The organism is Caulobacter sp. DWR2-3-1b2, assembly GCF_049896345.1.
Lineage (GTDB): Bacteria > Pseudomonadota > Alphaproteobacteria > Caulobacterales > Caulobacteraceae > Caulobacter.
Map to the genome: position 1 here is coordinate 15580 of NZ_JAFCUC010000003.1, position 26694 is coordinate 42273.

Genomic DNA, 26694 nt, shown 5'->3' on the forward strand with positions numbered 1-26694 from the left:
CCGTTCCACTCTTCAAGGGGTCTCCCGCATGACCGACAAAGCCACGCTGACGATTGGCGACAAGAGCTACGACCTGCCAATTCTCAAGGGCAGCACGGGCCCCGACGTCGTTGACGTGCGGAAGTTCTATGGCGACAGCGACCATTTCACCTTCGATCCGGGCTTCACCTCGACCGCCTCTTGCGAAAGCAAGATCACCTATATCGACGGCGACGCCGGCATTTTGCTGCACCGCGGCTATCCGATCGGCCAGCTGGCCGAGGAGTCCTCGTTCCTGGAGGTCTGCCACCTGCTGCTGAATGGTGAGCTGCCGACGGCCGACGAATTCACCCTGTTCGAACGCAACATCACCTATCACACGATGCTGCACGCCCAGTTCGACACCTTCTTTCAGGGCTTCCGCCGCGACGCCCACCCGATGGCCGTGATGACCGGCGCGGTCGGGGCCTTGTCGGCCTTCTATTCCGACAGCCTGAACGTCGATGATCCCAAGCAACGCGAGATCAGCGCCCATCGCCTGATCGCCAAGATGCCGACCATCGCCGCCCGCGCCTTCCAGTACTCGCAAGGCCGTCCATTCGTGACGCCGCGCAACGAGCTGAGCTATTCGGAAAACTTCCTGCGCATGTGCTTCTCGGTGCCAGCCGAGGATTGGGTTCCCAACCCCGTCCTGACCCGCGCCATGGACCGCATCTTCATCCTGCACGCCGACCACGAGCAGAACGCCTCGACCTCGACCGTCCGCCTGGCCGGCTCGTCGGGGGCTCACCCGTTCGCCTGTATCGCCGCCGGCATCGCCTGCCTCTGGGGCCCCTCGCACGGCGGCGCCAACCAGGAAGCCCTGGAGATGCTGGAAGAGATCGGCACGGTCGAGAACATCCCCGCCTATGTGCAGGGCGTGAAAGACCGTAAGTATAAGCTGATGGGCTTTGGCCACCGCGTGTACAAGAACTTCGATCCGCGCGCCAAGGTCATGCAGAAGACCTGCTACGAGGTGCTCGAGCAACTTGGCATCAACGACCCGTTGCTCCAAGTGGCAATGGAGCTGGAAAAGGTTGCACTGAGCGACCAATACTTCATCGACCGCAAGCTCTATCCGAACATCGACTTCTATTCGGGCATCACCCTGCGCGCCATGGGCTTCCCCAAGGAGATGTTTACGGTGCTTTTCGCCCTCGCCCGCACCGTCGGCTGGATCAGCCAGTGGAAGGAAATGTTCGAGGATCCCTCGCGCAAGATCGGCCGCCCGCGCCAGCTTTATACCGGCGCGACGCAGCGCGACTACCTGGCCGTCGAAAAGCGCGGCTAAGCGCGTCGCGCATCCCAAACTGGAAAGGCCTCGCGAAAGCGGGGCCTTTTTCTTGGACCCCACGGTGCTGTCGAGCGGCGAGGATCGCCTTGGGCACAGACAATGGCGTTGGTCGGACCTGATGTTCGCGGGCGGAACCCGTCTGGCCGGATCGCGCCGGAACTAGCGCGTCTCGGCGGCGCGCAGGATGAAGCCGAGGATTTCGGCCACCGCCCGATAGAGCGCCTCGGGAATTTCCTCGTCGAGCTCGATGGTCGACAGGGCCTGGGCCAGGGCCGGATTCTCCTCGATCGGCACGCCGTGCTCGCGGGCCGTCTCGATGATCTTGTCGCCCACCCAGCCGCGGCCGGTGGCGACGACGCGCGGGGCGTGCGGCTCGTCATATTGCAGGGCGACGGCGATGCGCGTCCCCGTACGTCCGATAGCGCCGCTCATGTGGCCTGGTCCAGGAACTGGCCGGGCGCGGCGGCGACGGTGAGCGGCTGGCCAACGTGGAAGGCGACCTCGGGCTCCAGCGCGGCTTCGCGCAGGGCGGCGTCCAGGCGGGCTTCGCCGCCGCGCAGACGGGCCATGCTGGCGGGGCGTTCAGCCCAGAGCGAGACGCGCGCCGTGTCACCGGTCAGAGCGACCTGGGCGTGAACCGGGCCCATGGGCTCGACATCCAGTGAAAAGCGGGCGCGCCAGGTGCGGCCTGAGCCTCGTCCGCCGCCCTCCCCGCCCAAGCCGCCGCCGTCGCGGCTGATCTCGAACTGGGCGACGGCCGGGCCTTGAGGCGTCTGAAACGGCATGTCGAACACCCATCGCGCGCCCGGATCCTCGACGGGTCGGCTGATGGCGGGAGCCGGGTCGGGTAGCGAGGCGATCTGCAACAGTTCCGTCCGTGCCAAGGCCGCGCCGCTCTCGGAAAGCAGGCGCTGGCCGATGAGGCGGGGATCGGCCCCCAGCGGCAGGTTCGACTGGGCGGCGGCCTGGGCATGAGTCGGCGCCCCCGGATAGGGCGGTGGAACGCCAGATGGCGTGTGCTGGACGGCGGCGCCGTAGGCGCCGGCCAGCGCGGCCTGCATCGGACGCGGCGTCGCCAGCGGCGGCCCCAGGGGTAGAGCGAAGTCGCCTTCGACGATGGCGCCGAAAGCCGGCAGCGGCGGTTCGAGACGAGCCATGGGCGGCGGCGTCATCGCGCGCTGCCAGGCCGGGCGGAGGTCGGGCGCCGCCGACGGGCTGGCAAACACTTCCGGATCAAGCGCGACCTTATCCGGCGCGGCGCCCTGCATCGAGATCTTCGCGGCGAGCGCTTGAGGCGTTCCCCTGTCGGCCATTTGCGCGGCGGCGGTCGCGGCGGTCGCCGCAGGGTTTGAGGCGGACGTCGCGGCCTGGGCCGAGGCCGGCGGCAGTGTGTCCACCCAGGTCTTCACCACCTCGCGAAACACCAGCAGGGCCGCCTTCATGTCGCTGTTGGGCGTCGGGGTGGGGATGGGACGGGGCGGCGCGGTCAGGGTGCCCGTGGGCGGGCGCTGGAGGGCGTCTTGCGGCGCGGCGGCGGCCAGGCGGGCTTCGAGAAACAGGCCCGAGCGCTGCAGGGCCTGGCGAATTTCCGGCCCGCTGATCTGGCCGTCCATCTGGGCGCCCAAGGCCATTACCTGGGCGATCGCCGCCTTGACCGGCGCGGGCACGTTCGGATCGGCGGCGGCCTGGGTCATGTCGGCCATCAGCGGCGCCAGGCCGCCCTGGCGCGCGGCGGCGCGACCGGCGGCCAAGCTGACGGCGCGGGCCGGCGTATCGGGCGCGGTGACCAGACTGGCGGCGGCGCGCGCCTCGGCGGCCTTGGCGCGCTCGAGTTCGCCGTCACCCACGGTGTCCGTAGCGCCGGGGTCGGCCACTTCCGAGTGGCCCTGGCCGATCATCGCGCCGAGGGTTTCGGTGGTCTGGAGGATCGCCGCGCGCGCCAGCGCGTCGCCGCTCGGCTCACCCCGGTTGACCAAGGTGGGCGGCGTGAGCGGCGTCAGGGGGGCGATCGCGGAGATCGGCACGCAACACTCCAGACCCGGCAGCGGCAAACACCGGTCATTCCAACCTAATAGAGAGCCATGAAGCGGGTCTTAAAGGCTTGCTTAACGCAGGCAGCCGAGATTGCGCTCCTGCTCGGAGTTCCAGGTTTGACGCTCTCCATCCCCTCCACGGCCTGGACCGACGTCACGGCGCATCGGCGGCGTGATCTGCTGTCGATCGTGCCGATGTCGCTGCTGGCGGCGGTGGGATCGACGGTGTGGCTGGAGCCGCCCTTCATCCTGGCCTGGCTGGTGGCGGTCAGTGCCCTGATCGGTCTCAACCACGTTCTAGGACACTGGATCGATCACACGCCCGCGCCGCGCCACAGCCAGGAGTGGCTGCTGTCGGTCGTCACCTTCGTCTATTCCGGTGTGTATGGCCTGCTTCCCCTGGCGATGGTCGTCGACGGCAGCCGCGCAGCGGCAGTGGCCGGCGCGGCGATGTTGGGCGCCGTGGCGCTGAGCAGCACCGCCGAGTTCGCCATCTCGCGCCGGATCGGCGCCGCTTCGCTGCTGGCCGTGCTGCTGACGGCCTTCGCCGCCGTCCTGCGACCCGCCGCCGGGGAGTCGCCGCTGCAGGCCATGATCGCCTTCGTCGCCGCAGCCGCCTTCTTGGCCTATGTGCTTGTGGCGGCGCTGCACCGCGCCGGCGCCGAGCAGCGCCTGGTCGCCGCCTTGGCCAGCGCGCGCGAGAAAGCGGCCGAAGCCGCCGCCGCCAACGCCGCCAAGACGACGTTCCTGGCCACCATGAGCCACGAGATCCGCACGCCCCTTAACGGCGTCCTGGGCATGCTGCAGGTCATGCAGGCCGACGTCCTGACGCCGGCTCAGCGCGAGAGACTGGCGATCGTCCGCAAGTCCGGCGAGGGCCTGACCGCGATCCTCAACGACGTGCTGGACCTGGCGAAAATCGAGGCGGGCCGGCTGGAGATCGAGACGGCGGCCTTCGACCTGCCTGAGCTGATGATCGGCTGTCACCACGCCTTCTCGGTGCTGGCCATCGACAAGGGCCTGCGCTGTACCCTGACCATCGCGCCAGAAGCGCGGGGCCTCTATCACGGCGACGCCCTGCGCCTTCGCCAGGTGATCGGCAACCTGATGTCCAACGCCGTGAAGTTCACCGCCGCGGGCACGATCGATCTTTCGGCCCGACTGAGTGGCGAAACCTTGGAGATCGCGGTCAGCGACACCGGCGTCGGCGTGGCCCCCGACGATCTCGACCGGCTGTTTGGCAAGTTCAGCCAGCTCGACGCGTCCAGCACCCGTCGCCAAGGCGGCACCGGCCTGGGCCTGGCGATCTGCCGCGAGCTATGCGGCCTGCTGGGCGGGTCGATCGGTGTCGCCAGCGCCCTTGACCACGGCTCAACTTTCACCATCGCCCTGCCGGCGGAGAATCTGGCCCCCGGCTCAACGGTCCAGGTCGTGGCCGACACACCGGCGCCGGAAGCCATCCAGCGTTCGCCGCTGCGGGTGCTGGCGGCCGAAGACAACCACGTCAACCAACTGGTGCTGCAGGCCATCCTGCGCCAGGCCGGGATTGAGCCAGACCTGGTCGTCAACGGCGCCCAGGCCGTCGGCGCCTGGCGCGACGGCGACTGGGACATCATCCTGATGGACGTGCGCATGCCGGTGATGGACGGCGTCGCCGCCGTCCAGGAGATCCGACGCCGCGAAGCCGCTGAAGGCCGCCCGCGCACGCCGATCATCGCCCTGACGGCCAACGCCATGAGCCACCAGATCGCGCCCTTGCTGGCCGCCGGCTTCGACGACCATGTCGGCAAGCCGATCGACATCGCCACCCTGTTCGACGCCCTCGACCGGGCCGTGACCGGCAGGACCGAAGCCGAACCGGCCTAGGCGGCCGAAGCGCGCCCTTTCAAGAACGCCAGCAAGGCCGTGGCGGCCGCTTCGGAAGGATCCGGCATGCCGCGCCCCATACGGTCCAGCGCGGCGTGCTGGGCGGCGATCTGGCGGGCGCGCAAGGCCGGGTCGTCCAGACGCTTGCCGACCTCGGCCGCCAGGGCCTCGCCGGTGCAGGCGGTCTGCAGCAGTTCGGGCGCGACGGTGTCGTCAGCGGCGATGTTGAACAGCGTTACCCAGCGCGGCTTGAACAGCATCTTCAACAAGGCAAAGGTCAGATCGCTGGTGACATAGCCCACCACCATCGGCGTTCCGGCCAGGGCCAATTCGGTGGTCACCGTACCGCTGCAGGCCAGGGCGACCGTGGCGGCGACCATGGCGTCGTCCTTCAGACGGTCGTCCTCGATCACATGGGCGCGAAAGGGCCAGGCGGCCACGCGAGCCTTGACGGTATGGGCCACGGTGGAGGCGGCGGGGACCACGACGTGCAGGTCGGGGCGCTGGACCTTAAGGCGTCGCACGGCGTCTTCGAAGGGCGGCATGACCCGTTCGATCTCGGACGGCCGGCTGCCGGGCAGCACCAGCAGGACCTGGTCACCCTCAGCCGCGCCGATGGCTGCGCGCAGCCGGGCGGGGTCGGCGTGGCTGAAATCGTGGACCAGGGCCGAATTGCCGACGAAGATGTTCTCCAGGCCGACGGCGTCGAAGAACGGCTTGTCCATCGGCTGGATGGACAGCAGCAGGTCCACGGCCTTGGCCAGGCCCTTGGCGCGACCGGCGCGATAGGCCCAGACCTGGGGGGCGACATACTTGACCAGCGGCAGCGCGGGGTCCCGCTTGCGCAGCGCCTGGGCGAGCCGAATGTTGAAGCCCCAGCTGTCGATCAGCACCGCCACATCGGGTGTTTCCCGGGCCGCCAGGGCCAAGGTGTCCTTCAGGCGGGCCATGGCGCGGGGATAGGCCTTCAGGCTCTCCACGATTCCCAGGATCGACAGCTGGGCGATGTCGAAAGGGCTCTCGACCCCCTCCTGCGCCATCTTGGCCCCGCCGACCCCGACGAAGCGGACCTTGTCAGCGCCTAGCCGCGACCGCACTGCTCTCGCCAGACCGGCGCCCAGGGCGTCGCCGGAGGCCTCGGCCGCCACCAGCATCACCGTGAAGGGTCGGCTTTCGGCGTTCATGCGTCGACCTTGGGCTCGACTCCGTACACGAAGAGGCCCAGGTCGTTGGCGCAGGCGATGACCTGCTCGCGGTCGATGATCAGCAGCCGCCCTGCCTCACCCACCACCCCGGCCAAGCCCGCGCGCGCGGCCCGCTGCAGGGTGGCGACGCCGATGGCGGGCAAATCGACCTTGGTTTCCTGGATCGGCTTGGGCGTCTTGGCCAGCACGCCGCGCGGACGCTCGGCCCTGCCTCGGATGGCCTCCGGTAGATCCGCCACCCGTCGCAGCATGGCGTCCGTGCCCTCCTGGGCCTCGACGGCCAAGACCAGACCATCGCAGACCACGGCCCCCTGCCCGACATCGAGCGCGCCGATCGCGCGGGCGACGGTCAGGGCGCGATCCATGTCGGCCCGATGCAGGTCGGTGGGCGCATGGCGGCCCAGCGCCCCGAGCGGCAGGGTCATCTCGCCGCGCACCTCATGGGCGCCCTCGACGGCAAAGCCTTCCTTCTCGAACTCGGCCAGCAGCCGGCGCAGCAGGGCGTCGTCGCCCTTGCGCGCGGCGTTGATCAAACCCGGAATCACGGCCAGGCCTCGCAGGTCAGGCTTGATGGCCGCGAAGTCAGGGCGATCGACGACGCCGGCGAAACAGACGGCCTCGCAGCCCTCGGCCCGCAGCGCCTTGAACACCTTGCCAAACTCGCCCAGCCCGACCTCGATGCCCGGATAGCGGGCCAGGCGAGCGTCGGCGAACGACCGCAGGCGCATCACCGCGAACGGACGGTTGGCGGCCTGGCAATGGGCGGCCAGTTCCAGCGGTAGCGACCCTCCGCCGGCAATTAAACCCAGTTTGCGCATGGCGGACCTAGACCTCGCGCTCTGGAAGGCACAGCGGACGGTTGGCGTCGGCCCGGATGAACGAGACGATCTCCATCACCTCGGGCGTGCCGGCATGGGTCTCGGCCACGTCGTCCAGGCGCTCCTGGAAGGTGCCTTCGTCGGCGAACAGCAGGCGATAGGCCGCGCGCAAGGCGTTGATCGCCTCGCGCGTGAAGCCGCGCCGCTTCAGGCCCACCAGGTTCAGGCCCTCGAGATGGGCGTGGTTGCCCCACACCGAGCCGTAGGGAATGACGTCCTTGGTCACCACCCCGCCGCCGCCGACGAACGAATATCGGCCGATGCGGGTGAATTGATGCACGGCGCACAGGCCGCCCATGAACACGAAATCGCCGATCACTACGTGACCGCCCAAGGTGGCGCCGTTGGCCAAGGTCACTCGGTCGCCGACCATGCAGTCATGGGCGACGTGGGCGCCGACCATGTAAAGGCTGTCGGAGCCGACCGTCGTCACCCCGCCCCCGCCGACCGTGCCGGCGTGCATGGTGGCGTGCTCGCGGATGATGTTGCGCTCGCCGATCACCAGGCGGGTGTCCTCGCCCTTGTGCGCCAGATGCTGAGGTGCGCCGCCCAGAACGGCGAAGGGGTAGATCTCTGTGCCGGCGCCGACCTTTGTCGCGCCATCGATCACCACATGCGAAACCAGGCGCACGCCGTCGCCCAGTTGGACCTTGGGCCCGACGGTGCAGAAGGGGCCGATCTCGACGCCCTGCCCCAACTGGGCGCCGGGATCGACGATTGCGGTCGGATGGATCTGGGTCATGCCTTGGGCGTCTCCACCACCATGGCCGCGAACTCGGCCTCGGCGGCCACCTTGTCGCCGACCTTGGCGACGCCCTTGAACTTGAAGATCGTCGAGCGGGAGCGCACGACCTCGACCTCCATGCGGATCACGTCGCCAGGGCGGACGGGATGGCGGAAGCGCGCATTGTCGACCGACATAAAGAAGATGGTCTTGCCGTCGGTGTCGACCTCGAGCGACTTGCTCATCAGCACCGCCCCGGTCTGGGCTAGGGCTTCGATGATCAACACGCCCGGCATCACCGGATTACCGGGGAAGTGCCCTTGGAAGAACGGCTCGTTGATCGTCACGCACTTGATGCCGACGATCGACTTGTGCGCGCGGTAGGTCTCGGCCCGGTCGACCAGCAAAAACGGATAGCGGTGCGGAATCCTGTTCAGGATCTCGGCGATGTCGATATTGGCCAGAACCTCTTCGGCAGGCGGCGCTTCGACGTTGGATTGGCTCATTCTAGCCCCTTGGTTCCCGGCTGCCCGCCTTGCGCGACAGCCATGCGGTTTCTCGGAGCCACCGCTTGAGCGGCCGCGCCGGGAACCCAGTCCATGTTTCCCCGGCCGGGACGTCCTTGAACACCGACGCCGAGGCGCCGATCTGGGCGCCCGAACCGATCGTCAGATGGTCGGCCACGCCGGCCTTGCCGCCGAAGGCGACGCCGTCGCCCACCACCGTGCTGCCGGAAATACCCGTATAGGCGGCGGCGACGCAGTTACGACCGAGCCGGACGTTGTGGGCGACATGGACGAGATTGTCGATCTTGCTGTTCTCGCCGATCGTCGTATCGCCAAAGGCGCCTCGATCCACGCAGCTGTTAGCGCCGATGGTCACGCCGTCCTGCAGGATCACCCTCCCAAGCTGCGGCAGATCGACGACGCCGATCGGGCCACTCGCCGCGCCGAACCCCGCCTCGCCGATCACGGCGCCGGCGTGGACGGCCACCCGGTCGCCGATCATGGCGAAGCCGATGACCGCATTGGCGCCGATCCGGCAGTTCCGGCCAATGCTGACGCCAGGGCCGATCACCACCCCGGGACCTAGGTAGGTCCCTCGACCGATCCGGGCTCCCTGCCCGATCAACACGCCCGGAGCCAACACGACGCCGTCCTCCAGCGCGCTGTCGGGATGGATGGCCGTGGCGTTTTCGAGATGGCGCCGCGGCGCGTGCAGACGGCCAGCCGCAACGGCCCAAGCTGCCTGCGGATGCGAGGTAATCAGCAAGGCCCAACCAGCGGGCGCCAGCGCGGCGTGTTCCAGCTTGAGAAAACAGGCGCACGACGAAAGCCCGCCTAGGTCGGGCAGTCGTTTGGGATCGGAAAGGAAGGTCACGGCCCCCGCGTCGGCGCTCTCGAGAGGCGCGACGTGGCTGATCCGTTGATCGCCGAGGGCGGGGTCGGCCAGCTGAGCACCGCTCAGCCTGGCCAGTTCCGTGAGGGTCGCCGGGCCCAGGTCTTCGAAAAAGCGCGGGTCCGGCATGGGTCCTCTCGGGAGCGGTCCGGGCCTGGGCCCGGACCGATTCGCTTACTTCTTGGTGGGCTGCAGAGCTTGAGCCCCAGGAGCCGCTTGGTCCAGACGTTCGCGATCGAAGGTCAGGGTCTTGATGCGGGCGTCGGTTGCGGTGACCACTGCGCCCGTGATGTCCATGGCCGGATTGACCACAAGCACCGACTCCCGCTCGATCAAGATCGAGCAGGTCTTGGCCTGATAGGCTTGGCGAATGGCCGGCTCCAGTTCCTGATAGACGCGGGCGATCTGCTTCTGCTCGGTCGCTTCGACCTCGCGTTGGCGCTGCTGGCCCTTGCGTTGCCAGGCGTTGGCGCGCACCTGCAGGGCGGCGGCCTGTTGCTCAAGCGCGCTTTGCTCAAGCGTGCCCTTCTTGCCGTCCAGGGCCTTGGCGTCGGTGTCCAGGCTGGTGCGCTCGGCGGTCAGCTCGGCGTTGACCTGCGAGATAATGACCTTCAGGCGGGCGTCGACCGACTTGCCGACCAGCGAAGCGCCGACGGCGCCCTGGCTGGAGAACACGCAGACGCCGGCGATCGGCGCACCGTGGGTGACGGTGGGAGCCGCCGTCGGAGGGGCGGTTTGGGCGAAAGCGCCCGACGCCATGGTGAGCGCGGCGAGGCCCGAAGCGGTCGCGGCGAAGAACTTGGAGGTCATGGTCTTTAGAACCTTGTGGAGGTGGAGAACCGGAAGGTTTCGATTCTGTCGTAGTCTTCTTTAGCGAGAATATGGCTGAAATCGAACCGGATGGGTCCCATGGGCGATTTCCAGTCGATGCTCAGACCCGCCGAGGCCCGAAGGCCCAGGCCGTCCTTGATGAGCGGGTTGAACTTACCGGGCGAGATCTGGCGATCCACGTCGTCAAGCTGGCCCGCCGTACCGAAGTCGGTGAACACCGCGGCCTTGATGCCGTATTGCTCGGGCAACAGGGTTGGGACGGTCAACTCAAACGTGCCGATCGCGTAGAGCTTGGCGCCCAACGAGTTGCTGTTCTGAGACCCGTTCGTGGTGTCGCGCGGGCCGATACCGGCGATCTCGAAGCCGCGGAAGGTGGAACCGCCCTTGTAGTAGCGGTCGTTGATGCGGACGTTGTCGCCGCCCAAGCCTTCGATATAGCCAGCCGAACCGGTTGCGCTGAAGATGAAGTCCTTGTTGAAGCCCCAATACCAGCCGGCGTCGGCGTCGGTCTTAAGATACTTCACGTCACCGCCAAACCCAGCCAGATCCTGGTTCAGGTCGGCGAACCATCCGCGAGTGGGCTGGATCGGGTCGTTGCGCTTGTCGATCCGCAGACCGTAGCCGATCAACGAGGTGACGTAAGCGCCGCGCTGCAGACAAAGGATCTGCGAAACGGAACCGCCGGAGCACAAGCCGTCGGCGACGCTGACCTTGTCCTGACGAAGTTGGTAACGCAGGCTCATCGAGGCGTTCTGGGTCAGTGGAAAGCCGAACCGCAGCGTGCCGCCCGTCGATTGGGTGTCGTACGACGCATAGTTGCTGAGGTCGTAGCGGTACGAATAGAGGTCCAGGCCGGCGCGCAGGTCGCGGCCCAGGAAGCGCGGCTCGGTGAAGCCAAAATCGATTTGCTGGCGCAGTGAGCCCACCGAGATCCGGGCCCGCAGGTTCTGGCCCCGGCCGCGGAAGTTGCGCTGGGTCACGCCGACGTCGAGCACCAGCTTGTCGACCGAGCTGTAGCCGGCGCTGAACGACAGTTCGCCCGTCGGCTGCTCCTCGACCTTGACCCGCAGGGCGGTGCGGTCAGGCGCCGAGCCGGGCAGCTCCTCGATATTGACGTCCTTGAAGAAGCCCAGGCCGCGCATGTTGTTCTTGGAGCGGTCGACCAACACGCGGTTGTAGGCGTCGCCTTCGGCCACTTCCATCTCGCGGCGGACCACATAGTCCAGCGTCTGGGTGTTGCCGACGATGTCGATGCGATCGACATAGACGCGCGGGCCTTCGCGGACCGAGAACACCACGTCGACGGTGTTGGTCTCGCGGTTTGGCACATAGCGGGGACGCACGTCCACGAAGGCGAACCCGGCCGCGCCGGCGGCGAAGGTCAGGGCGTCGGTGGCCTGCTCGATGCGCTCGTCTTCATACAGCTGGCCGGTGCGGATTGGCAGGATCTGGGCCAACAGGTTGCCGTCAAGCTTCTTCAGCTCGGTTTCGACGGTGACCTTGCCGAACTTGTACTTGGGCCCTTCGTCGATCGTGTAGGTGACCGCGAAACCGTTCTTGTCGGTGGCCAACTCGGCGACCGAAGCCACGACGCGGAAGTCGAAAAAGCCGCGGTTGCGGTAGTGCTTGCGCAGCTGCTCGCGATCGTACTCGATGCGGTCGGGGTCATAGTTGTCGTTGCTGGTCAGGAACTTGTACCAGTGCGACTCCTTTGTCACGATCACGTCGCGCAGATCGTTGTCCGAGAATTCGCTATTGCCCAGGAAGTTGACGCCCAGGACGCCGCTCTTGGGGCCTTCGTTGATCTCGAACACCAGGTCGACGCGCTTTTGCGGCAGTTCCACCACCTTGGGCGTCACGGTCGCCGAGATGCGGCCCGAACGACGATAGAGCTCGATGATCCGCTGGACGTCGGCCTGAACCTTGGAGCGAGTGAAGATGCCGCGCGGACGGATCTGCACCTCGTCCTTGAGCTTGTCTTCCTTGAGCGCCGAATTGCCCTCAAAGACCACTTGGTTGATGATCGGATTCTCGACGACCTTGACGATCAGGTCGCCGCCCTGCAGCTCGATCTTCACGTCGGCGAACAGGTCGGTCCGGGCCAGGGTCTTCAGCGCCAGGTCGAGGCGTTGCGGATCCACGGTCTCGCCCGGCTGGATCGGCAGGTAGGACAGCACAGTCCCCTGCTCGATTCGCTCGTTGCCCTGCACCACGATGCGCTGCACCACGCCCGTCGTCTGGGCTTGGGCGAAGGCGGCCTGCGGCGCGGTCAGCGCCGTTGAACCGAGAAGAAGCGCAACGCCGGTGGCGAACGCGGCGCTATGGGCACGAATTTTGCTCATGGGACCAATCATGGACGGAAGGCGGCTGCTCAAGAGAACAAACCGCCGAAGAATTTAAACACGCTCAAACGCTGCAGATCATTCCAGGTCGCGAACAACATGAAACCCAGCAACAGTGCAAGACCAACCCGATATCCGGCCGCTTGCAGCCTCGCCCCTAGCGGCCGGCTGGCGACCGCTTCGTAGGCGTAGAACAGCAGATGGCCGCCGTCCAGAACGGGGATCGGCAGAAGATTCATGAAGCCGACGCTGACTGAGATCAGGGCCGAGAGGCTGAGCAGGGCGACCGAGGCGCCCAGCAGCATCGTCGGCAGGTCGGTGCCGTTGGCCGCGCCCGCCTGGGCGACCTGGCCGGAGGTCTTGGCGATTCCCAGCGGGCCGCCGATCTGATCGGCGGACACCTGACCGCTGATCATCCGCCCCAGATAAAAGACCGTGGTGTCGAGCACATCCCAGGTGCGGGTCACGCCTACGCCGAGAGCCTGGACCGGCGTGTAGCGGATCCGTTCGATATATTGCCTCGGCAGCAGCCGGCTCAGTCCCAGCATGAGGCGGCGTTCCGGCTTGCCGCTGGCTGTGGGCGCTTCATCCATCGCCGGCGTGGCGATCAACTGGATCGTTTGACCCCCTCGATAGACGTCGAACCTGATTGGCTGAGCGCCACGCTTCTTCACATAGGCCGTCAGGTCCTCGAAGCTGTTGATCGGCACGCCGTCGGCGCGCTGCACCACGTCACCGCGCTTGAAACCGGCGAGGTGGCCCGCGCCATGAGGTTTCACTTCATCGACGACATAAGGAACGCCAAAGCCGAGAACGCCGCCCTTTTGGCTACCGCCGAGGCCGTCGGAAATGTCCAGCAGAGCCGGCGTGGCCGTCAGATCAATTTCTTGCGTTCCACGTCGCACTTCGAACTGAATCGGCACATCGCTACGCAGCATGGCGTAGCGGTCCAGGTCCTCGAAACTCTTCATCTTGCGGCCGTTGGCCGAGAGGATGACGTCGCCCTGGACAAAACCCGCCTGGGCCGCCGGGCTACCGGCGTTCACACCCGTGACGATCGGTCTACGCACCACTTCGCCAAACACGCCCGCCAGAAAGGCGAACAGCACGATGGCGAGGATGAAATTGGCGACCGGTCCTGCCGCGACCACGATCGCGCGCTGCCAGAGCGGCTTGAAATGGAAATAGCGCGCGACGGCTTCCTTGCCCTCGCGCTGCTCGATCTCGGCGCGCATGGCCTTCAAGTCGTTCTGGTCGGGCACACTGGCTACGTTCTCGTCGCCAGAAAAGCGGACATAGCCACCAAGCGGCAACCAGCCCAGTTGCCATTGCACGCCAGCCTTGTCGCGCCAGGCGGCGACGGGCTTACCGAAGCCGATCGCGAATCGGTCGATCGCCACGCCGCAGGCCTTGGCTGCCCAGAAGTGGCCAAGCTCGTGCACGGTCACGACCAACAGGATCACCAGTGGAAAGGCGATCAAGTAGGACGCAGCGGACTGGATGAAGCCGAGCATGATCGGGATTTTCTTCTCGTCTTCAGTTTGAACGGCGAACTTGGCCGACAACCTCGGCCGCAATGCGGCGGGCCGACGCGTCAGTCATCATTGCGCTGTCGAGGGCGTCGTCGTCGCTCACGGCCAGGTCGCCCCGGCCGTTCATGCGTTCCAGTGTCCCCGCCACCGCGCTGGCAATATCCAGAAAGCCGATCTGGCGGTCAAGGAAGGCCGCGACAGCGACCTCATTGGCCGCGTTCATCGCCGCCGGCGCGCCGCCGCCCAGGCGCAGGGCCTCGCGGGCGATGGCGATCGACGGGAAGCGCTCCAGGTCAGGTTCTTCGAAGGTCAGTTGGCCGTAGGCGGCCAGGTCCAGAGGCTTTGCGGGCCAGGACAGGCGCTGGGGCCAGGAAAAGGCGCAGGAGATCGGGCTGCGCATGTCCGGCGGCCCCATCTGGGCCAGGGTCGATCCGTCGGTGTATTCGACCAGACTGTGGATCACCGACTGCGGGTGGATCACCACGTCGATGCGCTCCTGCGGCGTGTCGAACAGGTAGGACGCCTCGATCATCTCGAGGCCCTTGTTCATCATCGTCGCGGAATCGACCGAAATCTTCGCGCCCATCGACCAGTTGGGGTGGGCGATCGCCTGTTCGGGCGTGGCCTTGGCCATGGCCGCCTTATCCCAAGTGCGGAACGGGCCGCCGGAGGCGGTCAGGATCAGACGCGCCACCCGGTCCAGGCAATCGCGCTGCAGCACCTGGAAGATCGCCGAATGCTCCGAATCGACCGGGATCACCGATCCGCCGGCCGCGTGGGCGATGCGCAACAGGGACGGACCGGCGCAGACCAGGCTTTCCTTGTTGGCCAAAGCGATGACCGCCCCAGTGCGGGCTGCGGCCAGGGTCGGCGCCAGGCCCGCCGCGCCGACAATGGCCGACATCACCCAATCCGCGCCCATGGCGGCGGCTTCCGAAACGGCGGCGGCGCCGGCTGCGGCCTCGACGCCCGAGCCGGCCAGGCGCTCACGCAGTTCCAGCAGCAGGCGCTCGTCGTCGATGACCGCAATCCTGGGCTTCCAGCGCAGCGCCTGCTCGGCCAGCTTGGCGACATTGCGTCCTGCCGTCAGGGCCAGGATCTCGACCTCGACACCCGCCTGATCGAACAGGTCCAGGGTCGAAACGCCGATGGAGCCCGTCGAACCCAGCACCACGACCTTGCGGGCCGCGATCGCGTTCACAAGGGTCAAGGCAACCATCCCCACTGGTCGAGCAGTCGCGCGCCGGCGACCACGATCGCCGCGAACATCAAGCCATCCACCCGGTCGAGCATGCCGCCATGGCCGGGGATCAGGTCGCCGGAGTCCTTCACGCCGAACCGGCGCTTGAGCATCGATTCCCATAGGTCGCCGGCCATGGTGGCCAAGCCACCCAAGAACCCCACCGCCGCCGCAACGGGCCACGACAGGTCGAGGTCCGGCAGGGCCGGCAGCGCGTGCGTCAGAGCCACGATGCCGATCGCGCCGAGCGCCGCCGCGACAAGTCCACCGAAGAACCCCGACCAGGTCTTGTTCGGCGAATAGCGCGGCCACAGCTTGGGGCCCTTGAAGATGCTGCCGGTCACGAAGGCGAAGATGTCGGCGAACCAGGTTGCCGTGAACAGCAGTAGGGTCCAGCTAAGCCCGACGGCTTGGTCGACAGGGTTTTGTCGCAACCAGATCAGGGCGATGACCGAAGGGGCGATATAGATAACGCCATAGGCCGCATCGGCCCGACGCTCGAGCGCGCCCCGGGCCATCAGGGCCGCGGCGATGGCCCCAATGATCACGACGGGCCAGGTGATGTAGTAGTGGCCTTGGAAGGCGACGATTACCGAGATCGCCGACGCCGCGCCAATCGCCACCGCGACACCGAGCGCGGCGCGCTTGGCGCTCATCTCGGCCCACTCACGCGCCAGCAGGGCGACGCCGACCAGGACCAGGGCCAGGAACCAGACGTCCCCAAACCAGACGGCGGCCACGACCGTCGGCACCAGCACCGTGGCCGAAGCGACACGGATTCGCAGGTTACCCCAGTTGAAACGCTTAGCCGGCGACGGCGACGTCATCGACGGCAATACCTCCATAGCGCCGATCGCGACCGCGATATTCCGTCAACGCGGCGGCGAGGTGTTCGGGCCCATAGTCCGGCCAAAGAACATCCTGATACACCAGTTCGGCGTAAGCGCATTCCCACAGCAGGAAATTCGAGATTCGTTGTTCGCCGCTGGTCCGCACGATCAGGTCCGGCGCGGGGGCGTTAGCGGTGGAAAGCCGTTGCTCGAACATGGCCTCGTCCAAGTCGGCGGCCCGGGCCTCGCCGCGCTCGACGGCCAGGGCGAAGGCGCGCGCGGCGTCGGTGATGTCGGCGCGGCCGCCGTAGTTGAAGGCGACCTGCAGCAGAAAACTGTTGTTCTGGGCCGTGCGGCGTTCGGCGCGGTCGATCACGTCCAGCACGTCGGCCGCCAGTCCCGTGCGACGGCCAATGATGCGCACCCGCACGCCTTCGCGCGCCAGCCGGTCAAGGTCGGATTCCAGATAGGCCTTCAACAGGCCCATCAGCTCGGACACCTCCTGCGGCGGCCGGCTCCAATTTTCGGTGGAGAAGCCGAACACCGTCAGCACGCCCACGCCCAAGGCGCCGGCGCCCTCGACGGTGCGCTTTAGAGCGTTGACGCCAGCCCTGTGGCCCAGGACGCGTGGCAGATTACGCCGCTTCGCCCACCGGCCATTGCCGTCCATGATAATGGCCACATGCAGCGACGGCGTCGACTTGGCGCCCCCGGCGCGTATCGACACGTTCTGCAGGCCGGTCGTCGGCGCCATGCGCTTCAGCCTTCCCTCATCGCCTCTCACAACTTAGGTCGATGCCTAAACCTGCATGATCTCTTGTTCTTTGTTTTTCAAGGCCTCGTCGATCCGCTTGATGGCCTCGTCGGTCATCTTTTGGACCTCGGTTTCCATCTTTTTCAGCTCGTCCTCGCTGATGACGCTGGCCTTCTCGGCCTTCTTCAGGTCGTCGTTGGCGTCGCGGCGAATGTTGCGCACGGCCACCTTCTGGGCCTCGGCGTATTTGCCGGCGATCTTAGACAGATCCTTGCGGCGCTCTTCGGTCAGCGGCGGGATCGGGATGCGGAGGTTGTTGCCCTCCATGACCGGGTTCAGGCCCAGATCGGAGTTGCGGATGGCCTTTTCGACGGCGCCGACGACACCCTTGTCCCAGACGTTGACATTGATCTGGCGCGGCTCGGGCACGCTGATCGAAGCCACGGTGTTGAGCTGAACCATCGAGCCGTAGGCGCTGACCATGATCTGGTCGAGCAGGCTTGACGAGGCGCGGCCGGTGCGCAGACCGGCGAAGTCTTCCTTCAACGACACGACCGACTTGTCCATGCGGTCCTTGTAGCGGGGCAGATCGGGTTTTTCGGCGGTGGCCATGGCTTGGGCTCTTTTCGCTGGGAAATTAGGCGGCTTGGCCGGCAGAAACGACGGTGCGCGTCCCCTGGCCCTTGAGGACATCCAGCAGGTTGCCGCGTCCCTTGATCGAGAAGACGATGATCGGAATATTGTTGTCGCGCATCAGCGCCACGGCCGAGGCGTCCATCACCCGCAGGTCCTGGGCCAGCACGTCCATGTAGCTGAGCGTGTCGTAACGCTTGGCGGCCGGGTCCTTCTTGGGATCGGCGCTGTAGATGCCATCGACGCTGGTGCCCTTGAACAGGGCGTCGCACTGCATCTCGGCGGCACGCAGGGCGGCGGCGGTGTCGGTGGTGAAGAACGGGTTGCCGGTGCCGGCGGCGAAGATCACCACCCTGCCCTTCTCCAGGTGCCGCTGAGCGCGGCGACGGATGTAGGGCTCGCAGACCGTGGCCATCGGGATGGCCGACTGCACGCGCGTGGAGACGCCGATCCGCTCAAGCGCGTCCTGCATCGCTAAGGCGTTCATCACCGTGGCCAACATCCCCATATAGTCGGCGCTGGACCGTTCCATGCCCTTGGCCGCCCCCGCCATGCCGCGGAAGATGTTGCCGCCGCCGATCACCAGGCACAGCTCGACGCCGGACTGGACGATCTGGCGGATGTCCTCGGCCACCGCCTCGACGGTCTTGGTGTCGATGCCGTAGGGCGTATCGCCCATCAGCACTTCGCCCGAAACCTTCAGGAGCACGCGGCGGTACGGTTTGTGCGGGGCTTCGGACATGCGGCTGGCTCTTCTTGAGTCGTCGAGACGCAACATAGTGCGCGTTCCGAAAAAGTGGGATCGGTTTTCCGGCTGAAAACCGCCGAGATAGCGTGCAGGACGCAAGCCGCGCGCAAAAAGGGCGCGGCGCGCGTTGAAACGCGCCGCGCCCTTCGGCGATCTGCTCCGCCGTCCAGCCCTGAGGCCAAGCCGGCGGAGAAGGCTTAGGCTTGACCGCCAGCCATGGCTGCGACTTCGGCGGCGAAATCGCCCTCAGGTGCCTTCTCGACGCCTTCACCCAGGGCCAGGCGAACGAAGCCCTTCACGGTGAGCGGCGAGCCCAGTTCCTTGCCGGTCTCGGCGACGAGTTGCTCGACGGTCTGGTCCGGGTTCATGACGAAGGCCTGCTTCAGCAGCACGACTTCCTCCAAGAACTTGCGGATTCGGCCTTCGACCATCTTCTCGACCACGGCCGGGGGCTTGCCCGACTCCAGGGCCTGCTCGGTAAAGATCTGGCGTTCCTTCTCGATCGCGGCCTGGTCCAGATCATCCGGCGACAGCGACAGCGGGGCGGTCGCGGCCACGTGCATGGCGATCTTGCGGCCCAGCTCAAGGATCTTGGCCTGATCACCTTCGCCTTCGATGGCCACCAGCACGCCGATCCGGCCCAGGTCCGGCGCGGTGGCGTTATGGATGTAGGACGACACCGCGCCCTTGGCGACGGTGAAGCGCGCCGAGCGACGCAGCAGCATGTTCTCGCCGATCGTGGCGATCAGGTTGGTCAGCAGGTCCGACACGACGTCGCCTTCGGCGGTCTTGGCCGCAGTGATGGCGTCCACGCCTTCGACATCCAGGCCGACGGCCGCGATTTTGCGTACGGCGTTCTGGAACAGGTCGTTGCGGCCCAGAAAGTCGGTCTCGGCGTTCACCTCGACTGCGGCGGCGGTCATGCCAACGCCGTCATTGCGCACGGCGATGCCCACCAGACCTTCGGCCGCGACGCGGTCGGCCTTCTTGGCGGCCTTGGACAGGCCCTTGGCGCGCAGCCAGTCGATGGACGCATCGACGTCACCGGCGTTTTCGACGAGGGCCTTCTTGCAGTCCATCATGCCGACGCCGGACTTTTCGCGCAGTTCTTTCACCAGCGCAGCGGTCACTTCAGCCATGAATTCCTCCATTGAATATCGGGGCGCTTCCAACCAGCACCGAAACCGGCGCGCGGGGACGCGTGAAACAAACTACGACCGGGCTTGATAGCCCGGTCGCATGTCAGGGGCGCAACAGCCACGCTCCGGTCGAAACCCGAGCGTGGCGGCTGGAAATCAGCTCGCGGCCGGCTCTTCGGCAACGGCTTCGATGGCCTCGGCGGTCGCTTGTTGAGCGGCTTCCGGGGCGGGTTCGACGGCAGCGACTTCAGGCGCGGCGGCGGCTTCAAACGCCGCTTCCTGCTCGGCGACTTCGGCGGCCGGGACTTCCGGAGCGGCGGCGGCTTCAGCCACCGGTTCCGGAGTCAGCTGACGGGCCAGGGTCGGCTCCATCGGGGCTTCCGAGGCGCCCAGATCGACGCCCGACGAGGCTTGGCCGGCGGCCAGGCCGTCGAGGACGGCGTCGGCGATCAGGTCGCAATAAAGCTGCAGAGCGCGGGCGGCGTCGTCATTACCCGGGATCGGATAGGTGATGCCGTCAGGATCGCAGTTGGTGTCGAGAATGGCGACGACCGGGATGTTCAGCTTGCGCGCTTCAAGGATCGCGATCGCTTCCTTGTTGGTGTCGATCACGAACATGATGTCGGGGATGCCGCCCATGTCCTTGATGCCGCCCAGCGACAGCTCCAGCTTGTCGCGTTCGCGGGTCAGCTGCAGCAGTTCTTTCTTGGTGCGGCCCGAGCCTTCGCCGACCATGATGCCTTCGAGTTCGCGCAGACGCGCGATCGAGCCCGAGACGGTGCGCCAGTTGGTCAGGGTGCCGCCGAGCCAGCGGTGATTGACATAGTACTGGGCGCAACGCTTGGCGGCCGTGGCGACCGGGTCGCTGGCTTGACGCTTGGTGCCGACGAACAGCACGCGGCCACCGGCGGCGGCCACTTCACGCACCTTCACCAGGGCTTGGTGCAGGAGCGGGATCGACTGCGACAGGTCGATGATGTGGATGTTCGACCGCGAACCAAAGATGAAACGGTCCATCTTCGGGTTCCAGCGATGCGTCTGGTGGCCGAAGTGGGCGCCAGCTTCCAAGAGCTGACGCATGGAGAATTCGGGAAGCGCCATGATAGGTCTCCTTCTTCCGGTTGAACCTCCGTGGACACCCCCGCTCCGACAATTCGGACCGGGACCGGAACGGTAACGTCGGGATGTCTCCCCTTCGTCGCCGCACGTCCACGTGTGGAATGGCGCGGCAGATAGGCGTGAACGGACCAAAAAGCAAGCCCTTAGGCGGCGGGACGTGCCGCTTGGAGCCGCTGAGCGGCACGCTCATGCCGTCGCCGCGCCCGACTGCGACGCCCTGCGCCGGTAGAGGACGCAGGGCTCGCCCGCGTCGACGACATCGCGCTCGAACGCGAACCCCGCCTTCTCCAGGACCCGGCGCGAGGCGAGGTGCTTGATCATGACGAAGCCAATCAACGACGGCAGGCCTAGCCGCTCCAAACCGTGTTGGACCAGGGCGCGCGTCATTTCGCTTGCATAGCCTTGTCCCCAGGCCTCGCGCGTCATGGCATAGGCGACTTCGATCTCCGGAACGCCCTCGACCGCCAGAGGACGGATGCCGGCCCGGCCCACGAAGGCGCCGTCGGGCGTGCACCAGGCCCATAGCCCAAAGCCGTGGCGGTCCCAATGGGCGAGATTGGCCGCGAGATAGGCCGTGGTCGCCTCGGCCGAACGCGTCCCGCCCAGATAGCGGGAGACCTCCGGATCGAGATGCAGCGCGACGAGGTCGACAAGATGGCGTGGATGCAGCCGCTCGGCGACCAGTCGAGGCGTCGTGAAACCATCCATCGGGCGCGTCCCTCGCATCGAAGAGGCCTGGGCGTCACTGACCCACAAGAGAACCTGATCTGTCCACAAGCAAACCTGGTCGTCATGCGTTTCTGACACAGAGCGGGTGTCCGATAGCCTGGATCTCGTGGCCGAAGATTTTTCGAACCTTTCCGGACGGCCGTAATGGGCAGAGGTGACTCGTGCTCGCGGTTTTTGATCTCGACGGCGCCGTGCTGGACGGGGGTTCTACCGCCGTGTGGCTGTGGCGGCGGGTCCGCCATTCCCCTCTGCGCTGGCTGGCCGCGATGCTGTTCGCTCCGGTCGCCATTCCAATGGTGGTCGCGCCCCGCACCCGTCGCGCCGGGGCCGCGATCCTGCTGTGGACCGCCACGGTCGGCCTGAGCGAGCGCGATCTGCGCCAATCCTGCGCCGATTTCGCAGCCTGCTTCCACGCCGGGACCCTGCCATTCCATTGGCGCGGCCCAGGCCTAGAAACGCTCGACGCCCACCTGGCGCGCGGCGAGGACGTGGTGATCGTCACCGCCGCCCCCATCGTCCTGGCGCGCGCCCTCGTCAATCCGCAGGGCAGGCAGATCATCGTGCTGGGCACCTCGCTCAAGCCCCTGGCCGGCGGCTGGGTCGCCGACGTCCCTTGCCGCAATCAGCGCAAGTGCCAAGCGCTGGCCGACGCCGGCCATGGCAAGCGCTGGGCCTATGCCTATACCGACAGCCTCGACGACCTGCCCCTACTGCGCGGCGGCGATACTCCGATGATCGTCGGCCACGGCAAGGCCGCCCAGCACCGCCTCAGCCGCGCGCGCCTGCCCAACGGCCGCGCCTCGGCTTGGTAGGCGCGGTTTCCCGGACTCTCAGCGCGCCTTGCCGTCGAATTGGTGCAGCTTCAACGCGAAAACGTCCAAGTCGTCCAGGCAGCGGACGTTGATCGCGGCGATCTTCGCGCCGTCCGGCCCGACGCCCCGGCCAAAGGACTCGATGCCGCAGGTCTCGCAAAACAGATGCGAGACCTTGTGGGTGTTGAACCGGAACTCGCTCATGGCGTCTTCGCCCTCCGGGAGCTCGTACGCGCTGGCCGACGCGAAGGCCAGGATCGAACCCAGCTTGTCGCGCCGCGAGCAGTTGCAGGTGATCAGGTTGTCCAGTTCGAGGTCCACTGCGTAGCGCACCCGCCCGCACTGGCATCCACCCTGGTGTTGGGACATGAACCCTTCTCCCTCCCGGCTACCCAAAGCGCGGCAGCGCCCAACCAACACCCAGGCCTGGACCGCCCTGGATCGCGCGGGCTAGAGCAGTTTTCGAGCGAAGTAGTTCCGGTTCGAATGAAGAAAAATGTGTCAAAACAGAAGACTAGAGCTCACGGCCTGACGCAGTCAGGTCGGGAAATGCTCTAGGCTTCAATCGGCCGGAGTCCTCGGGCAAGATCGAGGCCTGCATCCTGCGCCCTACACACGCGATCCCGACGCAGCCGTCAGTTCGCCTCTGCGCCCCTCCCACCGGTTCGTGCGGACGAGGGCACGGCCGTCTCATCGTTGAAGCTTTCGACCAGCGCGTTCAGCAAGTCCGCCCGCGATCCGATGCCCTCGGCGCTCGCGCGTCCGCGACGTGTCCCGCAAGGTCGGCCAGGATAATGCCCCAAGCCGCCGTCTCCCTTGGCACGCCGTCGCCCGCATAGAGCCCCACCCGCAGGGAGCAATGCAGACCCTGCTCGGCGACCCAGACGCGGACAAGCTCCAGCGCCTCGATGTCGCGAAGCGCCGCTGGCGGAATTCCAAGGCCTTCCATCACGCCCTCAAGCCCTAAAAGCCAAGATCGAGTCGAGGGCGTTTCCCGAATACGGACCACACCGCGATCCCAGAACGGTCCAAAACCGACAACACGCCCGACCCTTCTCGCTCGACGATGCCGGACGCGCTCGACCGCCCGTCCGAGACGACGCCACGACCGTCTTGGTCAGCGCAGGGTCGCATCAAACGTCCTCGAGCAGCGCCACGCCAGGCGCGGTCTTCAGCGCGCCGCGCAGGGCGGCGTCGAGGGTGTAGCGGCCCGGCAGCCTCATCTCGATCTCGCGACCGCCGCCCAGGGCGGCGACCAGGCTGACCTCGCCGCCGCCGCGCTGAGTGAGGGCCGGCTCCAGTCGGCGGCGCAGGGCGTCGATCTCGGTGGCCGAGGGCGACAGGTGCATGCGCAACCCCGCCACCACGTTCTCGATGGCCTTTTCGATCGGTTCGGCGTCGTCGCCAAAGAACCGCACCTCGCCGTCGCGCGCCTTGGCGCGGACCTTGATCGACACCGACCTGCCGGGTTCAAGCACCTCGCGACATTTGCGCAGCGCCTCGGGCGGGAACAGCACCTCATACTCGCCGGTCGGGTCCGACAGCGAGACGAAGGCGAAGCGCTCGCCGTTTTGCGAGGCGCGTTCCTGGCGACGACGCACCACGCCGCACATCCGGAAGGCCTCCATGCCGGCCTCGGCCTGGGGGATCACCTCGGTCAGCATGGCGGTGCGCTTGCGACGCAGCATGCCCACCAAGTCTTCCAGCGGGTGTCCCGTCAGATAAAAGCCGACGGCGGCCAATTCTTCGTCGAGCAGGTCGACCTGGCTCCAGGGCTCGACTTTCTTCAGGCGCGGCCGGCCAGCAGCGGGATCACCGCCGAACAGGGCGTGCTGTCCGCCCTGGCGGTCGGCGGCGATGCTCTGGCCGTGGGCGATCAACACGTCGGACGAGGCCAGGATCTGGGCGCGATTCTTGTGGAACGAGTCGAAGGCCCCCGCCCGCGCCAGGTTCTCGATGGCCCGCTTGTTGACGAGCTTGGGATCGACCCGCTCGACGAAGTCGAAAATGTCGCGGAACGCCCCGCCCTCCTCGCGGATGGCCACCAGATGCTTCATCGCTTCGAGACCGACATTGCGCACGGCGCCCAGAGCGTAGAGCACCTCGCCGGTCTCGACTTCGAAGTCGGCCCCCGAGCGATTGACGTCCGGCGCCCGCACCGTGATGCCAAACCGCCGGGCGTCCTGGTGGAAGACCGCCAGCTTGTCGGTGTTTGATAAGTCGAGGCTCATCGAGGCGGCCAGGAACTCGACGGGCGTGTTGGCCTTCAGCCAGGCGGTCTGGTAGGCAATCAGGGCGTAGGCGGCGGCGTGCGACTTGTTGAAGCCGTAGCCGGCGAACTTGGCCACCAGTTCGAAGATCGAGCCCGACTGTTCTTCCGGGACGTTCTTGTCCTTGGCCCCGGCGACGAAACGGATTTTCTGGAGATCCATCTCCTCCTTCTTCTTCTTGCCCATGGCCCGGCGCAGAAGGTCGGCTTCGCCCAGGCTGTAGCCCGCCAGGATCTGGGCGATCTGCATCACCTGTTCCTGGTAGACGATGACGCCGTAGGTCTCCTTCAGCACCACCTCCAGCGAGGGATGCAGGTTGTCGACCGGCTTGCGGCCAAACTTGCAGTCCACGAAGGTGTCGATGTTGTCCATCGGACCGGGGCGGTACAGCGAGATCAGCGCCGTGATCTCCTCGATCGAACCGCAGCGCATCTTGCGCAGGGTGTCGCGCATGCCCTGGCTTTCCAGCTGGAACACGCCGACCGTCTGGCCGGAGGCAAGCAGCTCGTAGGTCTTGGCGTCGTCGAACGGCAGGCTGGTGAGATCGACGATCTCGCCGCGCTTCTTCAGATGCTTTACCGCGCGATCCAGCACGGTAAGGGTCTTGAGGCCCAGGAAGTCGAACTTCACCAGACCCGCGCTCTCGACCCACTTCATGTTGAACTGGGTAGCCGGCAGGTCCGAGCGGGGATCCTTGTAGAGCGGGGTCAGCTGGGTCAGGGGGCGGTCGCCGATCACCACGCCGGCGGCGTGGGTCGAGGCGTTGCGGAATAGGCCTTCCAGCTGCAGGGCGACGTCCAGGCAGGCCTTGACGGCGCCGTCCTCGTCGCGGGCCTGCTTGAGGCGCGGCTCGATCTCGATGGCCTGGGCCAAGGTCACTGGAGCCGCCGGGTTGTTGGGCACCATCTTGCAAAGCCGGTCGACCAGGCCCAGCGGCAGCTGCATCACCCGGCCGACGTCGCGCAGTACGGCGCGGGCCTGCAGGGAGCCAAAGGTGATGATCTGGGCCACGCGGTCGCGGCCGTATTTTTCCTGGACATAGACGATCACCTCTTCCCGCCGCTCCTGGCAGAAGTCGATGTCGAAGTCGGGCATGGAGACCCGTTCAGGATTGAGGAACCTCTCGAACAGCAGACCAAACCGCAGCGGATCCAGGTCAGTGATGGTCAGCACCCAGGCGACCAGCGAGCCGGCGCCCGAACCCCGCCCAGGCCCCACGGGAATACCCTGGTCCTTGGCCCACTTGATGAAGTCCGACACGATCAGGAAGTAGCCGGGAAAGCCCATCTTGATGATGACGTCGAGTTCGAAATCCAGCCGGTCCCAATAGACCTGTTCCTCGAACGCCAGGGTCAGACCCTCAAGGCGCTTCTTGAGGCCCTCGCGCGCCTGGTGTTTCAGTTCTTCCGGCTCGCTGCGGCCGTCGCCGGTGGGAAAGCTGGGCAGGATCGGATCACGCTTCTGCACCATGAAGGCGCAGCGGCGGGCGATATCCAGGGTGTTGTCGCAGGCTTCCGGCAGGTCGGCGAACAACTTGCGCATATCCTGGGCCGGCTTGAACCAGTGCTCAGGGGTTACCCGCCGACGCTCGTCCTGACCAACGAAGGCGCCGTCGGAAATGCAGAGCAATGCGTCGTGCGCGTCATACATCGCCGGCTTGGCGTAATAGACATCATTGGTGGCGACCAGCGGCGCATCGTGTTCATAGGCCCAATGAACCAGGCCCGGCTCGGCGGCGGCCTGGCGCGGCAGGCCATGGCGTTGCAGCTCGACATAGAACCTGTCGCCGAACACCCGCTGCATCTGCGCCAGCGCGGCCTCGCCCTCGCCGGTCTTGCCCGAGGCGAACAGGGCGTCAACAGGACCGTCCGTGCCGCCCGACAGCAGGATCAACCCCTCAGCGTGCTCAACCACCTTGGTCCAGGGCACGACGGGTTCCGACATCTCGCCGCTTTCCAAATAGGCGATCGACGACAATTCGGAGAGATTGAGATAGCCCCGCTCGTTCTGGACCAGCAAGGTTATGGTTGGTGTGCGCGCCCAGCGCTCGGTCGGACCCGGCCCGACGCCAGACACCGCCAGGGCGCAGCCGATGATCGGTTGGACCCCGTGGTCCTTGGAGTAGACCGAATATTCCAGCGCCCCGAACAGGTTGTTGCGGTCAACCAGCCCCGCCGCCGGCATTCCAGCCGCCGCGGCCAGGCCGGGGATTTTGTCGGCCTTGATGGCGCCCTCGAGCAGCGAATAGGCCGAGCGCACGCGAAGGTGGACGAACCCCTGACCCTCGTTGCCCGACATT

The 26694-nt window shown here is 66.6% G+C and carries 24 protein-coding genes; 3 read left to right on the forward strand and 21 right to left on the reverse strand.

Translation table 11 applies throughout. The features are described from left to right. Positions 1–28: 28 nt before the first annotated feature. Positions 29–1309, forward strand: coding sequence for a citrate synthase (gene gltA, locus ACP694_RS09360; RefSeq protein WP_426011863.1), 1281 nt, complete (start codon positions 29–31; stop codon positions 1307–1309). Between the two features lie 162 nt (positions 1310–1471). Here gltA and ACP694_RS09365 read toward each other — a convergent pair whose 3' ends face one another. After that, positions 1472–1744 carry an EscU/YscU/HrcU family type III secretion system export apparatus switch protein gene (locus tag ACP694_RS09365; RefSeq protein WP_426011864.1) on the reverse strand — a complete coding sequence of 91 codons (273 nt, stop codon included), beginning with the start codon at positions 1742–1744 and terminating at the stop codon, positions 1472–1474. Further along, entirely contained in the window at positions 1741–3336 is a 1596-nt protein-coding gene (locus ACP694_RS09370; RefSeq protein WP_426011865.1) for a flagellar hook-length control protein FliK, read from the reverse strand. The genes ACP694_RS09365 and ACP694_RS09370 overlap by 4 nt, the downstream gene beginning before the upstream one ends. Positions 3337–3462: 126 nt before the next feature. Here ACP694_RS09370 and ACP694_RS09375 point away from each other — a divergent pair, with 126 nt between their 5' ends. Further along, positions 3463–5211: an ATP-binding protein gene (locus ACP694_RS09375; RefSeq protein ID WP_426011866.1), complete on the forward strand. Its 1749-nt coding sequence runs from the start codon at positions 3463–3465 to the stop codon at positions 5209–5211. Here the strand turns inward: ACP694_RS09375 and lpxB are convergent. The 16 genes from lpxB to ACP694_RS09455 all read right to left on the reverse strand — a co-directional run bounded on the left by lpxB (position 5208) and on the right by ACP694_RS09455 (position 21292). Further along, a complete protein-coding gene (gene lpxB, locus ACP694_RS09380) occupies positions 5208–6395 on the reverse strand; it encodes a lipid-A-disaccharide synthase (RefSeq protein WP_426011867.1) in 1188 nt (395 codons plus the stop codon). The two genes, ACP694_RS09375 and lpxB, sit on opposite strands and share 4 nt — an antisense overlap. After that, entirely contained in the window at positions 6392–7234 is an 843-nt protein-coding gene (gene lpxI, locus ACP694_RS09385) for a UDP-2,3-diacylglucosamine diphosphatase (RefSeq protein WP_426011868.1), read from the reverse strand. The genes lpxB and lpxI overlap by 4 nt, the downstream gene beginning before the upstream one ends. A 7-nt stretch (positions 7235–7241) precedes the next feature. Then, positions 7242–8036 carry an acyl-ACP--UDP-N-acetylglucosamine O-acyltransferase gene (lpxA, locus tag ACP694_RS09390; RefSeq protein ID WP_426011869.1) on the reverse strand — a complete coding sequence of 265 codons (795 nt, stop codon included), beginning with the start codon at positions 8034–8036 and terminating at the stop codon, positions 7242–7244. Then, positions 8033–8524, reverse strand: coding sequence for a 3-hydroxyacyl-ACP dehydratase FabZ (fabZ, locus tag ACP694_RS09395; protein ID WP_426011870.1), 492 nt, complete (start codon positions 8522–8524; stop codon positions 8033–8035). Before fabZ ends, lpxA begins: the two co-directional genes overlap by 4 nt. Position 8525: 1 nt before the next feature. After that, entirely contained in the window at positions 8526–9545 is a 1020-nt protein-coding gene (gene lpxD, locus ACP694_RS09400) for a UDP-3-O-(3-hydroxymyristoyl)glucosamine N-acyltransferase (protein WP_426011871.1), read from the reverse strand. Between the two features lie 45 nt (positions 9546–9590). Beyond that, positions 9591–10226 carry an OmpH family outer membrane protein gene (locus ACP694_RS09405; protein WP_426011872.1) on the reverse strand — a complete coding sequence of 212 codons (636 nt, stop codon included), beginning with the start codon at positions 10224–10226 and terminating at the stop codon, positions 9591–9593. A 5-nt stretch (positions 10227–10231) separates the two neighbouring features. Then, the gene (bamA, locus tag ACP694_RS09410; RefSeq protein WP_426011873.1) at positions 10232–12601 is read right to left on the reverse strand and encodes an outer membrane protein assembly factor BamA; all 2370 of its coding nucleotides are present in this window, start codon (positions 12599–12601) and stop codon (positions 10232–10234) included. A gap of 17 nt (positions 12602–12618) precedes the next feature. Then, entirely contained in the window at positions 12619–14154 is a 1536-nt protein-coding gene (rseP, locus tag ACP694_RS09415; protein WP_426011874.1) for an RIP metalloprotease RseP, read from the reverse strand. Next, on the reverse strand, positions 14126–15340 hold the full coding sequence (locus ACP694_RS09420; protein ID WP_426011875.1) for a 1-deoxy-D-xylulose-5-phosphate reductoisomerase: 1215 nt from the start codon (positions 15338–15340) through the stop codon (positions 14126–14128). Before ACP694_RS09420 ends, rseP begins: the two co-directional genes overlap by 29 nt. Then, on the reverse strand, positions 15328–16188 hold the full coding sequence (locus tag ACP694_RS09425; RefSeq protein ID WP_426011876.1) for a phosphatidate cytidylyltransferase: 861 nt from the start codon (positions 16186–16188) through the stop codon (positions 15328–15330). Before ACP694_RS09425 ends, ACP694_RS09420 begins: the two co-directional genes overlap by 13 nt. Beyond that, positions 16166–16945, reverse strand: coding sequence for a polyprenyl diphosphate synthase (gene uppS, locus ACP694_RS09430; RefSeq protein WP_426011877.1), 780 nt, complete (start codon positions 16943–16945; stop codon positions 16166–16168). The genes ACP694_RS09425 and uppS overlap by 23 nt, the downstream gene beginning before the upstream one ends. A gap of 45 nt (positions 16946–16990) precedes the next feature. Continuing rightward, positions 16991–17557: a ribosome recycling factor gene (gene frr, locus ACP694_RS09435; protein WP_426011878.1), complete on the reverse strand. Its 567-nt coding sequence runs from the start codon at positions 17555–17557 to the stop codon at positions 16991–16993. A gap of 25 nt (positions 17558–17582) precedes the next feature. Then, the gene (gene pyrH / locus ACP694_RS09440) at positions 17583–18320 is read right to left on the reverse strand and encodes a UMP kinase (protein ID WP_426011879.1); all 738 of its coding nucleotides are present in this window, start codon (positions 18318–18320) and stop codon (positions 17583–17585) included. Positions 18321–18523: 203 nt separating this feature from the next. Continuing rightward, positions 18524–19465 (reverse strand): translation elongation factor Ts, encoded by a 942-nt coding sequence (tsf, locus tag ACP694_RS09445; RefSeq protein ID WP_426011880.1) that lies wholly within the window; start codon positions 19463–19465, stop codon positions 18524–18526. Between the two features lie 156 nt (positions 19466–19621). Further along, positions 19622–20566, reverse strand: a complete 945-nt coding sequence (rpsB, locus tag ACP694_RS09450; protein ID WP_426011881.1) for a 30S ribosomal protein S2 — start codon at positions 20564–20566, stop codon at positions 19622–19624. Between the two features lie 204 nt (positions 20567–20770). Next, positions 20771–21292, reverse strand: coding sequence for a GNAT family N-acetyltransferase (locus ACP694_RS09455; protein ID WP_426011882.1), 522 nt, complete (start codon positions 21290–21292; stop codon positions 20771–20773). 182 nt (positions 21293–21474) lie between these two features. Between ACP694_RS09455 and ACP694_RS09460 the strand changes: the two genes are divergently transcribed. Next, positions 21475–22125, forward strand: coding sequence for a haloacid dehalogenase-like hydrolase (locus ACP694_RS09460; RefSeq protein ID WP_426011883.1), 651 nt, complete (start codon positions 21475–21477; stop codon positions 22123–22125). Positions 22126–22143: 18 nt separating this feature from the next. Here the strand turns inward: ACP694_RS09460 and ACP694_RS09465 are convergent, their stop codons facing one another. From ACP694_RS09465 to dnaE, 3 genes are all read right to left on the reverse strand, one after another. Further along, entirely contained in the window at positions 22144–22494 is a 351-nt protein-coding gene (locus ACP694_RS09465) for a GFA family protein (RefSeq protein ID WP_426011884.1), read from the reverse strand. A 349-nt stretch (positions 22495–22843) separates the two neighbouring features. Continuing rightward, positions 22844–23035: a DUF5076 domain-containing protein gene (locus ACP694_RS09470; protein ID WP_426012544.1), complete on the reverse strand. Its 192-nt coding sequence runs from the start codon at positions 23033–23035 to the stop codon at positions 22844–22846. Positions 23036–23258: 223 nt separating this feature from the next. After that, positions 23259–26693 carry a DNA polymerase III subunit alpha gene (gene dnaE / locus ACP694_RS09475; RefSeq protein ID WP_426011885.1) on the reverse strand — a complete coding sequence of 1145 codons (3435 nt, stop codon included), beginning with the start codon at positions 26691–26693 and terminating at the stop codon, positions 23259–23261. Between the last annotated feature and the right edge of the window lies 1 nt (position 26694).